General features: G+C 33.7%; 10 protein-coding genes. 1 reads left to right on the forward strand and 9 read right to left on the reverse strand.

Annotated elements, in window-relative coordinates; translation table 11 throughout:
* The first annotated feature begins 125 nt into the window (after positions 1-125).
* On the forward strand, positions 126-2,123 hold the full coding sequence (locus A2530_RS01005) for a hypothetical protein (protein WP_294884038.1): 1,998 nt from the start codon (positions 126-128) through the stop codon (positions 2,121-2,123).
* A gap of 69 nt (positions 2,124-2,192) precedes the next feature.
* Here the strand turns inward: A2530_RS01005 and A2530_RS01010 are convergent, their stop codons facing one another.
* From A2530_RS01010 to A2530_RS01050, 9 genes are all read right to left on the reverse strand, one after another.
* Entirely contained in the window at positions 2,193-4,100 is a 1,908-nt protein-coding gene (locus A2530_RS01010; protein ID WP_294884040.1) for an EAL domain-containing protein, read from the reverse strand.
* Entirely contained in the window at positions 4,094-4,525 is a 432-nt protein-coding gene (locus A2530_RS01015; RefSeq protein WP_294884042.1) for a hypothetical protein, read from the reverse strand. The genes A2530_RS01010 and A2530_RS01015 overlap by 7 nt, the downstream gene beginning before the upstream one ends.
* A complete protein-coding gene (locus A2530_RS01020; protein WP_294884044.1) occupies positions 4,526-6,385 on the reverse strand; it encodes a TonB-dependent receptor in 1,860 nt (619 codons plus the stop codon). It lies immediately after the preceding gene.
* Between the two features lie 65 nt (positions 6,386-6,450).
* The gene (locus A2530_RS01025; protein WP_294884045.1) at positions 6,451-7,026 is read right to left on the reverse strand and encodes a ComF family protein; all 576 of its coding nucleotides are present in this window, start codon (positions 7,024-7,026) and stop codon (positions 6,451-6,453) included.
* 96 nt (positions 7,027-7,122) lie between these two features.
* A complete protein-coding gene (lepA, locus tag A2530_RS01030; protein ID WP_294884046.1) occupies positions 7,123-8,913 on the reverse strand; it encodes a translation elongation factor 4 in 1,791 nt (596 codons plus the stop codon).
* 23 nt (positions 8,914-8,936) lie between these two features.
* A complete protein-coding gene (locus A2530_RS01035) occupies positions 8,937-9,863 on the reverse strand; it encodes a ribose-phosphate pyrophosphokinase (RefSeq protein WP_294884047.1) in 927 nt (308 codons plus the stop codon).
* A 64-nt stretch (positions 9,864-9,927) separates the two neighbouring features.
* Positions 9,928-11,211: a diguanylate cyclase gene (locus A2530_RS01040; RefSeq protein ID WP_294884048.1), complete on the reverse strand. Its 1,284-nt coding sequence runs from the start codon at positions 11,209-11,211 to the stop codon at positions 9,928-9,930.
* Positions 11,211-11,828, reverse strand: a complete 618-nt coding sequence (locus tag A2530_RS01045; protein ID WP_294884050.1) for a chemotaxis protein CheC — start codon at positions 11,826-11,828, stop codon at positions 11,211-11,213. The genes A2530_RS01040 and A2530_RS01045 overlap by 1 nt, the downstream gene beginning before the upstream one ends.
* A gap of 12 nt (positions 11,829-11,840) precedes the next feature.
* Positions 11,841-12,203, reverse strand: coding sequence for a response regulator (locus A2530_RS01050; protein ID WP_294884051.1), 363 nt, complete (start codon positions 12,201-12,203; stop codon positions 11,841-11,843).
* Positions 12,204-12,338: the final 135 nt, after the last annotated feature.

Below are 12,338 nucleotides of genomic sequence, written 5' to 3' on the forward strand. Positions count from 1 at the left end.
CAATGTCAAGTGATAATTAAGTTTTTTTACTCAATAAACTTTAGTCTTTCCATATCAACTATTAAATTTGTAAAAAAAATAGTTTATGTAGTATCATTGTATATATATTTTTTATTGGAGATTTTATGAAATACTTAGCATGGTTTGTCGGGATTTTGGTAACAGCCGTTGTAGCTATCTATGTAGTTGCTTTTACTTCGCCGGGTAATGCTTTTGTGCAGCCAATTGTTGAAGCAAAGATTAAAGAGAACACTAAGCTTGAGAGTAAGCTTACAAAATTTTCGCTAGGTATGAGTGATTTTGAAATAGTCTTAGAGCTAAATGGAGATAATATTATTGAAGTAAATGGCAGTTACTCTCTATTTTCACAAGCTTTTAGTCTGGTTTATAATATAAAGTTAGAAGATTTAAAAAGTTTAAAACCATTATCAGGCGTAAACCTTAACGGAGCTTTTCATACAAACGGAACCGCAAAAGGCGATAAAGCTTTTATGGAGATAGACGGTAAAAGCAATATCGCTAAGAGTATTACCTCTTATCATGTAGAGCTTACAGAGCTAAATCCTACCTCTATTATTGCCAACGTTAATAGTGCAAAACTCGCTTCGTTACTATATATGGTTGCAAAAAATCCATACGCTAGTGCAGATATAGATATGAATGTAAATTTTAAAAATATAAATCCACATGTAATGGACGGCGATATAGTTTTAAAAACTAAAAACGGAAATATTGACCCAAAATATATGAAGAGTGATTTTAACGTAACGATTCCAAGCGCTACTTTTGCTATGAATCTTGATGCTAAGTTAAAGGGTGACGACATTGATTATAATTATAAATTATTGTCAAATCTATTTAATATAAACTCATCCGGAAAAGTAGCTCCGCAGCCTCTTAAAACAGATATAAAGTACTCACTGGATATTGAAAATTTAGAAGCGCTAAAGCCTGTAACCGGTACAGACATAAGAGGTCAACTAAAGCTTGAAGGAACGGTAAAAGGGAGCAAGGAAAATCTAATAGTTAAAGGCAAAAGTGATATAGCATCATCAAATACTACTTTTGAAGCGGTTTTAAAAGATTTTGTTCCTGCTTCAATTGATGCAAAAATCAAAAATCTTGAACTTGCAAAACTCTTATACATGTTAAAACAGCCTCACTATAGCGATGGTTTGTTTTCAATGGATGCCGATATTAAAAATGCAAAAGCAGATAAACTGGATGGAACTGTTGTAACAACTGTTACAAACGGCGTTCTTGATTCTGCGTATCTTACAAAGGCGTATGAGTTCAAATCAATGATGCCAAAGACGATTTTTAGCTCTACAACCCAAAGTGTGCTAAATGCAAACATGATTGACACTAAAATAAATCTAAGCTCAAACATAGCAAACCTTGATATAAAAAGTGCAAAGTTTAACGTAAAAGATAGCTCTATAAAGAGTGATTATGAAGTTAAAATCTTAGATTTGGATAAACTCTTTTTTGTAACCGCTCAGCATATGCGTGGGGAATTAAGTGCTAACGGCGAATTTGTAAAAGCAAAAGATTTAGATTTGACGTTTCATACAAAAGTTGCTGATGGAAAAATTGATGCAAAACTTCATAATGATGATTTTAAAGCAGATATTAATTCAATAAAAACTCAAAAAATACTCTACATGTTGACATATCCACAGATTATAGAAGCTGGATTAAATGCAAAGGTAGATTACAACTTAGCGCAAAGCAAAGGCACGTTTAAAGGGCAGATGGCAAACACCGTATTTACTAAAAATCAAACTTTTGACCTTATAAAACAGTATGCAAAGTTTGACATGTATAAAGAGTTTTTTAACGGAGACGTGGATGCGGCTATTAACAAAGAAAAAATTGTAACTTCACTTGATTTACGTTCGCAAAATGCTGCAATAAGAACAAAAGATACAAAAATAGATACAAAAACAAGGCAGATTGATTCATCTATAACCGTGGTGGCAAAAAATGATACAATCAATGCACATGTAGGCGGAAGTATGGATTCGCCAAAAGTAAGTGTCGATTTAGAGAAGTTCTTAAAGTCGCAAGCGGGAGAAAAAGCCATAAAAGAGGTAAATAAACTCTTTAAAAAACTGTTTTAAAAATTAGATTGCCGCGCTTCTAACGAAGCCCTCAATGACAGTGGAAGTAACTTGTGACGAAGCAATATCTTATCTAAAAAGCTCCTCTTTTTCTATAAGAGTAGCTTTTGGAGTAGATATATAAAAACCTTGCATGTAGTCAACGTTTAGCTCAACTAGTTTGTCAAAAACCTCTTTTGAGTGGACAAACTCCGCAATGGTTTTCATATTGCTCTGCGCGGCAAAGTGTATGATGCTTTTTACCACTTTATAGTCTTTTATGTTGACATCGATATTTTTAATTAAAGAGCCGTCTATTTTTAAGTAGTTTGCTTCTATGTCTATAATGGTTTTAAAGTTTGAATAACCGCTTCCAAAATCATCAATGGAGACTTTTGCCCCTAATGCATGAATAAGATTTGTTTTCTCTTTAAACAGCTTTGCGTCGTCAACTTCACTGCTCTCAAGTATTTCAAATGTGACTTTTGAAGCCAAATCAGGATTGCTCTTTAGATGTTTAACAATACTCTCTTCAATATCTTTGTTCGCCAAATCCGAAAAGTTTATATTTACGCTTATGTCTTTTTTACTTCTTTTTATCTCTTCAAAAACAACATGTAAAATTCTTTGCGTAAGTTTATAGTGTATGTTTGTATTTTTTATTTGAGGTAAAAATTCATAAGGACCGACTATGGTGTTATCTTTTGCAACTATTCTAACAAGTGCTTCATATTTATATATTTCGCCGCTATTGTAGTCATATATAGGCTGGTAATAGCAGACAACTCTATCTTCATCAAGAGCCTCTTTTACAAAACTTATGTTTTTTGATGAAAAACTACTCTCATTTGCTATTTTTTCATCATAAATCTCAATTCTATTTCTTCCGTTTCGTTTTGCAAGATAGAGTACTTCATCAGCTTTTTTTATAGCTTCTTGAAGATTTTTTTCCAAATATGGATGCTTATGCAAGCCTATGGAAACGGTCATTTTAATTTCATGACCGTCATAAAAAAAGCGCTCTTTGCTTATACTGTTTTTCAATCTTTTGCAGATATCTAAAGTTGACTCATTCGCGCCGCGATTATTTATGAGAAGCAAAAACTCCTCTCCGCCGTATCTAACAAGTATATCGCTATCCCTGATAGAATTTTTAAATACTTTACTTGCCGCGAAAAGAATATAATCGCCTCCCTTATGACCGTAGGTATCATTTATCATTTTAAATTTGTCTAAATCAAGCATAGCTAAAGAGTAGTGTGTGAGATTTAGTATAGATGACATATCTTCAAGATAGTTTCGGTTAAATGTTCTTGTTAGAGAGTCCGTAAAGATTTTTCTTCTGGTAATAAAATAGTGAAATATCTGCATAATAGTCATAATCATTAATAATAGAATGAAAATAATTAAAATTATAAAAAAAGTCTCTAATGGTTTTATGGATTTTAAAATAGTTTTTTGAATGTCTGAAGTCATATCAACGCTAAAAATACCGATAACTTCATTATCGACAATAATAGGGTGTAAAACAGTAATATATAGATTTTCTATCTCTTTTTGTTTGATAATCTGTGGTTTTTTTGTTGTATAAATGTTTATATATTCAGTTTCATTTACATCAAATTTCTGATAAAAATTTGCTTTGTCAATTTTTGAAGCATCTAGTATAAACCTAAATTTGTCCCTATCATCCTTATATAAAATATATGCGTATTTGATGTTTGATGAAAGCATTAAAGAGATTATATGCTCATATTTTTCTCTATTTTTATTATCGCTAAACGCTTGGCGTAAATCATTTGAATTTTTAAGATTAAGAAATGAAATAAACTCATTTTGTATATTTTTTATTACAGCTGAAGTCTGTTCTATTTGATGTGCTTCTATGCGAGCATAGATATCTTTTTTTGTGGTTTTTATTTCATTGTAAACATATATAAAAAAAATACTTAAAATCAAAAGAAGTAAAAAGATAAAAATCTCCTTTCTTTTTACCATACCTTCTCCTCTACGTACTCATTTAGTTTTTGAGAAATATCTATTGAGAGTTTTTTTGCTCTTGGCGAGAGTATGATTATATTTGGTCTGCCTTTTTTCCAAAAAATAGCACCGAAGCTCTGGGAAACTTCGCTTAGGAGATTGTACTCAAGCACAAAAATCGGCTTGTTTATACAGTTTTTTTCTAAGTTCTTTTTATCTTCTAAAATAATCATGGTAGCATTTTCACAATTTATCGATGTTGTGAAATTTTTACTTTTTTTAAGTTCAAAAAGCAGCTCTTTATTATCCGACCAGATAATAAAATCTTTGCCGATAGAGATATTAGCAAACACTTTTTCTAATATTTGTGCTTTAATAGCATACTTCTGCTCAGAAGCAGATGTCACAAGAATTAAAAAAAGTATGCTTATAAATATTTTCATCTAAAAAATATACTCTAGTGTAAAAATAGCTCGTCTCTCCAACGTAGGTACTTTGAGATTGTTTATGCTTGTTTGGCTTGCTTTATCAAGCAGATTCTCGCCTTTTAATTTTAAGTCTAGTTTTTTACTGTAATGATAAATTATTCCGGCCGTATAATCATAGCCCGATTCAACAGCTACTCCGTCATATCCGGTGTATGAAGATCTATAAACAAGTTCGTTATATATATCAAACTTATTGACTCTATTATAAAGTTGAACTAAGGCTCCATCTTTTGAACTAAAAGAAGAGCTGTCTTTGTAAGCTTTAAAGTACTCTAATACAACTTTATTATCTGCATCAAACTTGTAGTTAGATGATATGCAAAACTGCTTAAGATTAGACTCTTTATCGCTATTTACATACATTTTTGTCGTTGGATTAAGTACTATGGGATTTTTAGATTTAGAAGCACCGGCTGCAATAGTTAAAGTTAAGTTCTCTTTTTTGTACTGGGCTTCAATCTTTGTTATAAGTGCTTTTGAACTCTCTAAATTTGGATTTGGAATATTTATCGGAGAGAATGTCGTTTGTGCGAATATAGGGTAGCTGTAGTTTTCTTGTAAAAAAGCTTTTATCGAAAAATCGTCATTTAGTTTGCTTATGTATGCAAGGCGGAGTACATTTTCTGTAGATGACTTGTTAAATGAGTCTTTATAATAGTCAATTTTAGCACCCATAACTATTTGGTTGTCTTCATTTATATTATATACATCTTCAAAATATAACATGTAGATATCTAAATCTTTCGGACCCAGTGTTATCGGTTTGCTTAAAGTATTGCTTTTAAATTCATCGAGAAATAGACTTTTTTGTTTTATCTGAGCGCCAAATAAAAAGTTATTCTCTTTATAGCTATATCTTTTTTCTAAAGTAACGCTGTTTGCATAAGAACCTGTCCTTACGTTTATATTGCTACTTATAGTGTCGTCAAAAAGTGTTATTCCGGTGGCATCGCTATTGTCTATATCTAGTTTTTCGTAGGTAGTTGACAAGATTAGTTTTAAAGAGTTGCCAAAGTATTTGGTATATTGTGCATAACTGTACCTTGTATCTATGAGTCCGTCTGTTATAGATGGACCAAAACCGCTAAAAAGATTGTATCTCTCGATTGCGCTTCCCGCTTCAATGGTATAGTCGTTTTTTTTGGAGAAGTTAAAGTAAAACTGTCCTCTATTGCCATCTCTTGATAGTGTGCTACTATTTGATTTGTACTCATTAAAATTATTATTATTTATATCAATGTTTGCCAAATATGAGTACTCGCCATAGCTGTTTACGTCAATTACCTGAACTCTTGAACCTTTTTTTGAATCAACAGAAGCTTGAGCAATAGTTGCATTTTCTCTTGATGGGTCTTTTGTGTACATTTTTATTATCATATTGCCAGGCTCGCCGCTAAAAGCGATGTTGTTTGAGGCTTGATATACTTCTATATGGTCTATAAAATTTAATCCCATTTTGCCAAACTGTGCCAAGCCGGTTCCTGAAGTGATTGATGTAAGTTCATAAGAGTTTATAAGTATTTTAACAGATGGTGTTGCTTGTTCCGACGATGTTGCCCTAACAATAGAACTCATACCAAATCTAGTGTTTTTAAGAGTAAACATTCTTATTGTTTTTAAGACGTCGTTTAATGTATAAGCCTGCATCTTATCCAAGTCGGAGCGTGAAAATAGTATCAGATGACCTGATTTTTCCTCTTTTGTATTAAAATATAGTTCATCTGCATCTCTATACTCAGATAATAGATTATCAAGATTTGTATCATTACTATATAAAAGAGCCGTAAAAAACAGCAATAAAATTGTTATTTTCAATAATAAATCCTAATCTAAGTACTACGATAAGCAACGTAATTAAAGTTATTATATATAATGAGTGCTTATTTTATACTTGCGTCTGCCAAAGATAAACAAAATAAAATTTTGTTATTGTTTTTCTCTAATTCATGTATGGCTTGCGTAAATGTCAAACTTGTCGTAACTATGTCATCTACTAAAACTAACTCGGTTTTCTTTAAGTTTTTTACTTCAAAATCTCTGGGATTTAAGAGTCTAAACTCTCTACTTTTTCCTGAATACGAAACTCTATTTTTTGCTCTTAGCTTGTTAAAAAGAGGTTTTATATTTTTACTTTTTAAAGCTTTGTTTAGTATCGCCGTATGTGAGTAGCCGTTTTTTACATGATCATCAACTGCAATTGAATTTATAACATGTGGATAAGTAAATTCAGAAGCAAATTTTTTAAAAGAGTTTTTTGCAAGTAAGGAGTACATGTAGTAACCTAAATCGGTATGTTTTGTGTGAAGAAGCTCTTTTATGTCGTCGTATCTGTAAAATGAGATAACTTCTATATCATTAATGATTTTTCGTCTGTAAATGGAGGGTGTTAAAAACGTGTTTTGACACTTAGGACAGATATGCGAGAACGACAATTTTTCGCAAAGCAAACATCTCATAAATTATCTCTTTTTTTATTCATAGACTGCCGCGTCGCTAAAGCTCCTCGCAGTGACGTCATTGCGAGCGAAGCGCGGCAATCTATGCATAACCAATCAGTCCATTTTAAGAACCGACATAAACGCCTCTTGCGGAAGCTGAACTTTTCCTATGGATTTCATTCTTTTTTTACCCGCTTTTTGTTTTTCAAGCAGTTTTCTCTTACGTGTAATATCGCCGCCGTAACATTTTGCAGTAACGTTTTTGCCCATACTTTTTACGGTTTCTCTGGCAATAACTCTGTTTCCGATAGACGCCTGAACTGCCACTTCAAAAAGTTGTCTAGGGATTATCTCTTTCATGTTTTTAACTAAAACGCGTCCTCTTGATTCGGCAGAAGTAATAGGAACTATGATACTCAGAGCATCTACAACATCGCCTGCAACTCTAACGTCAAGTTTTACCAAATCTCCCTCTTTGAAGTCGATAGGCTCATAGTCAAAACTTGCATACCCTTTTGATATACTTTTTAACTTGTCGTAAAAATCAACTACTATCTCGTTCATAGGAAGTGAATACTCAAGCATAACTCTATCTTCGTTTAGATATGTCATTTTGTCCTGTATGCCTCTTTTATTCATAAGCAGAGTGATTATGTTTCCAAGATATAGGCTAGGCGTTATTACGGTAGCTTTTACGTAAGGCTCTTCGATTCTGTCTATATAATTGACAGGCGGAAGTTCGGATGGATTTTGCACTTCGACCATATCGCCGTTTGTAAGAAACACTCGGTAGATAACGGAAGGAGCAGTTGCTATAAGGTCTAAGTCAAACTCACGCTCAAGTCTCTCTTTGATAACTTCCATGTGAAGCATTCCCAAAAAGCCGACACGAAAACCAAACCCAAGAGCGATTGAAGTTTCAGGCTCGTAAGAGAGTGAAGAGTCGTTTAGTTTTAGCTTATCAAGAGCATCACGTAAATCTTCAAATTTATCAGTATCTATCGGGTAAATTCCTGCAAAAACAAACGGTTTCGCAGGCTCATATTTCATAACAGGCTCTGCCGTAGGATTTTTTGCATCCGTAATCGTATCGCCTACATTTACTACATGTACCTCTTTTAAGCCTAAAACCACTATGCCGATTTCACCGCTTTTTATAACGGAAGTCTTTTTTCTCTTTAGCGGATGCGGATACATCAAATCAAGAACCTGATGTTCTTCGCCGTTGCTCATAAGTCTTACAAGCTGATTTGTCTTTATTTCGCCGTCAAACACGCGAACAAGAGCAAGTGCGCCCAAATATGAGTCAAACCAAGAGTCGTAAATAATGGCTTTTGTAGGAGCATTAGGATTTCCAATCGGAGCGGGGATTCTATCAACTATTGCGTCTATGAGCTCGCGTATTCCTACTCCTGTTTTTGCAGATACCAAAACAGCATCAGTCGCATCTATACCTATACTTGATTCTATCTCTTCGGCTACTTTTATAGGGTCGGCTGCAGGAAGGTCTATCTTGTTTATAACCGGGATAAGCTCTAAATTGTTTTCCATAGCCAGATAAACATTTGCAATAGTCTGAGCTTCAACGCCTTGCGCCGCATCTACGATAAGAAGAGCGCCGTCGCTTGAAGCCAAAGATTTGCTTACTTCGTAAGAAAAGTCAACATGACCCGGAGTGTCTATTAGATTTAGTATGTAATGCTCGCCGTCTTTTACATAGTCGAGTCTTACACTTTGAGCTTTTATAGTAATACCGCGCTCTTTCTCGATGTCCATAGTATCCATCATCTGTTTGCCGAGTTCTCGTTCACTCACAGAACCGCACTCTTGTATAATTCTATCGGCAAGTGTGCTTTTCCCATGATCGATATGAGCGATAATGGAAAAGTTTCTAATGTTCTTCAATTAATATTTCCTATTTGATGTAGTTACGCAAAAAGACTATTTACGCTCTCATTGTGATAAACCCTGCGAATAACTTCCGCAAACAAAGGAGCAACGGTTAAGACAATAATTTTCTCATGATACTTAGACTCTAAAGTGTTTGTAACAATCAGCTCGTCAAGTTCGCCGTTATCTAAATTATCATAAGCTTTTCCGCTTAAAACCGCATGAGTTGCACATGCCATAACAGACACGGCTCCTTTATTTTTAAGGGCGGTTGCCGCTTTTACCATTGTTCCTGCCGTATCAACCATATCATCTATCATAATAACGTCTTTGCCCTCAACGTCACCGATAATGTTCATTACTTCACTCTCATTTGCTTTTTCACGGCGTTTGTCAACGATGACCATCTCAAGTCCCATTCTTCTTGCAAAGTATCTAGCACGTGCTACACCGCCGATATCAGGAGAGGCTATAACAGGGTTTTTAAGGTTTTTACTTTTTATGTAGTTTTCAAAAGTTACCGAGCCGTAGAGATTGTCGACGGGAATATTGAAAAAACCTTGAATCTGCCCTGCATGTAAGTCGATAGTAACGACTCTGTTTATTCCTGCGGCTTCATACATGTCAGCAACTAGTCTTGCCGTAATCGGAACACGCGGAGCAGCTTTACGGTCTTGTCTTGCATAACCGTAGTATGGAACGACTGCCGTTATGCTTGAAGCAGATGAGCGGCGAAGAGCATCAGTCATAATGAGAAGTTCCATTAAATTGTCGTTTGAAGGAGCGCCTGTTGACTGGATAATAAATACGTCACGACCGCGCACGCTCTCGGATATTTGAACAGAAATTTCACCGTCACTAAACTTTTTAACATCGGCTTTAGCCAATGGAACGTCTAAGATTTGACAGACCTCTTCTGCAAATTGGGTACTAGCAGAGCCTGCAAAAATTTTATAACCGCGCATGGGGGATACCTTTTGGAAAATTTAAAAGCGATTATACAAAATTAGTGCTGAGGAGTTGTTAAAGTCAAAGTTTTGTCATAACTTTATTTCTGCCGCTGCGTTTTGCTTCGTATAGAGCATCATCAGCACGTTTAAAAGTATCGTCTATTTTTTCGGATGCTATATACATTGAAATTCCGAATGAACAAGTACATGTAAGCAAGTCGTTGATTTTTTCATTTTCTACTACACTTCTTAACTTTTCTGCTATCATTTGTGCCTCTTTGACAGTCACGTTTTTAAGCATAACTACAAACTCTTCACCGCCCCATCTGGCAATAACATCATTTTCTCTTAATGCTTTTTTTAATGTCTGCGCAACTGCTTTTAAAGCTTCATCGCCGACTTGATGACCGTAATTATCATTTATTGATTTGAAGTGGTCAATATCTGTAAGAATCAAAGCAAAATTTATATCCGCTTTTCTCTGATTTTTTGTAATTGAGCTGAGTATTTCATCAAAATATGCACGATTATAGAGTTTTGTAAGAGCATCGGTAATATATAACTCTTCAAGAAGTTTTTTATTTGTAATGTCATAGTATATTGTGTTAAATTCAATTAAATTATTTTCTTCATCAAAAATAGGCGATATTCTAGCTTCTACCCATTTTGATTTGTCGCTTGAAGTTTTAATCTCTAATTCGCCGCTCCAAGGCTCTTTGTTTATAATAATATTTTGCAACTCTTCATATAAGCATTTTGAGCTTTCGTCAATTTTTAATATAGAAGCACTTTTGCCGATTATATTTTGTTTTTCATACTCGAAAAAGTCACAAAACAGCATGCTTACATCAATAATAACACCGTTAGCTAAAGTTCTCATTATCATAATGTTTTGATTTATTATCTCTTTGTCGGCTTCTAAAGCTTCATTTAATTCTGTAACCTTGTCATTTTTTTGCTGAATCAGAAGTTTCGTCTCATGCAGTTCGCTTATGTCATATATTGAGATTATGACTTTTTTCTCGTTTATAAGGTACGGAGAGATAATAACTTGCTGCTGCATAAGAGTAAGCGATGAAGTCGTTACTTTGTTTCTGTTTATAGAGATAAATTTTGTATTGCTGTTAGGATCGTAAAACGAAGGCGTCTTCAAACTTAATGCAGTTTTTATTTTGCGTTGTAAAACGGTATAGTTCAAATCAGGATAAAATTCCTTTAAACTTTTTCCCATAATCTGTTCTTGTGAAATTTGAGTATTTATGCAAAGCCACTTATTCCAGTACGTAACTATAAAATTATCGTCAAGAATTATATAACCGTTATCAAGAGAGTCTAGTAAAATGTCACAATGTTTAAATTCCATTATGAGTATAATTCCTCTAATTTGTTGTCAATAAGTTCTATCAGGCTGTTGATAGCCTCATCTTTTGTTAAAATATATATATTGCCATCAATATTTTGGTCTTTAAATTCCAAAACTGTGCTGATTATAATAATTTTTGAATAGTGTTGTATATCTTCGGCATAAATTATATCTTCGCTGTTAACTATCTGTGCACTCGGTACAAAGAACTGTACTTGTACGCCAAGTTCTTTTGTCAAACGACTAATTAGTGTAGAACTCAAAATATTTGTAAGTTCAATTACGGCATCATTTATATCATCTTGCGAAGGATTGTCTATATGGTAGAGATAATTACCGAGATTTTTTGCAGAGCTGTTTTTCATAACAAACATACATTCGCCGCCGAATTTACCGCTAAACAATTGCTTAATCACGTAGTATTTTGATTTAGGGTCAACTTCTGATTGAATAACCGCTATTAGTTCGTCACTGTTGCATATTACTATTTTTGGAATATGCATTGTAGCAAAAGCATCAAGTAACTCAGCTACATTTGAAGTTGCAGCACCTATAGAAACATTCATAAACTCTTTTAGGGCATCAATTTGGTCTTCATTTAATTCTATTGCTTTCAATACAACCGCCTTTTATATTATCAAATCATGCATAAAAATACTTTCCATTTTTTCACTGTTTATCGGTTTAGGACACATATTTTTCGCGCCTATTTGTAAGACTTTTTTCCTAGCCTCAGGCTGTATATCGGCACTAACGATAATCACTTGCGCATAAGGGTCTAGGCTCATTATGTGTTCTAATGCTTCATAACCGTCCATCACAGGCATAGTGAGATCTAAAAAAACGGCGGCAGGTTTTTCATTTTTAAACATTTCGACGGCAATAGCACCGTTTTCCGCTTCTAAAATTTGAGCGGATGGTTCTATTTTTTTTAACTCTTTTATAAGAATTTTTCTTGCTAAGCTTGAGTCATCTACAACTAATATTTTCATTTTGTTATAACTTGTGTTTTAATTTTTATTTTGTTGGATGGTAACATAAAGGTGTTTAAAAAGTACTTCATAAAATAAATCTTTTAAGTAAATCTTTTAAGATAATTAACTACAATTCATACTAATATTACTAAG

Origin of the sequence: Sulfurimonas sp. RIFOXYD2_FULL_34_21, from assembly GCF_001830805.1 — a bacterium.
Classification (GTDB): Bacteria; Campylobacterota; Campylobacteria; order Campylobacterales; family Sulfurimonadaceae; genus Sulfurimonas.

What these genes read in the sequence shown, in the direction of transcription:
- A2530_RS01005 (WP_294884038.1), top strand. Translation starts at nt 126, where the DNA reads ATGAAATACTTAGCATGGTTTGTCGGGATTTTGGTAACAGCCGTTGTA.
- A2530_RS01010 (WP_294884040.1), bottom strand. Translation starts at nt 4,100, where the DNA reads ATGGTAAAAAGAAAGGAGATTTTTATCTTTTTACTTCTTTTGATTTTA.
- A2530_RS01035 (WP_294884047.1), bottom strand. Translation starts at nt 9,863, where the DNA reads ATGCGCGGTTATAAAATTTTTGCAGGCTCTGCTAGTACCCAATTTGCA.
- A2530_RS01015 (WP_294884042.1), bottom strand. Translation starts at nt 4,525, where the DNA reads ATGAAAATATTTATAAGCATACTTTTTTTAATTCTTGTGACATCTGCT.
- A2530_RS01040 (WP_294884048.1), bottom strand. Translation starts at nt 11,211, where the DNA reads ATGGAATTTAAACATTGTGACATTTTACTAGACTCTCTTGATAACGGT.
- A2530_RS01025 (WP_294884045.1), bottom strand. Translation starts at nt 7,026, where the DNA reads ATGAGATGTTTGCTTTGCGAAAAATTGTCGTTCTCGCATATCTGTCCT.
- A2530_RS01050 (WP_294884051.1), bottom strand. Translation starts at nt 12,203, where the DNA reads ATGAAAATATTAGTTGTAGATGACTCAAGCTTAGCAAGAAAAATTCTT.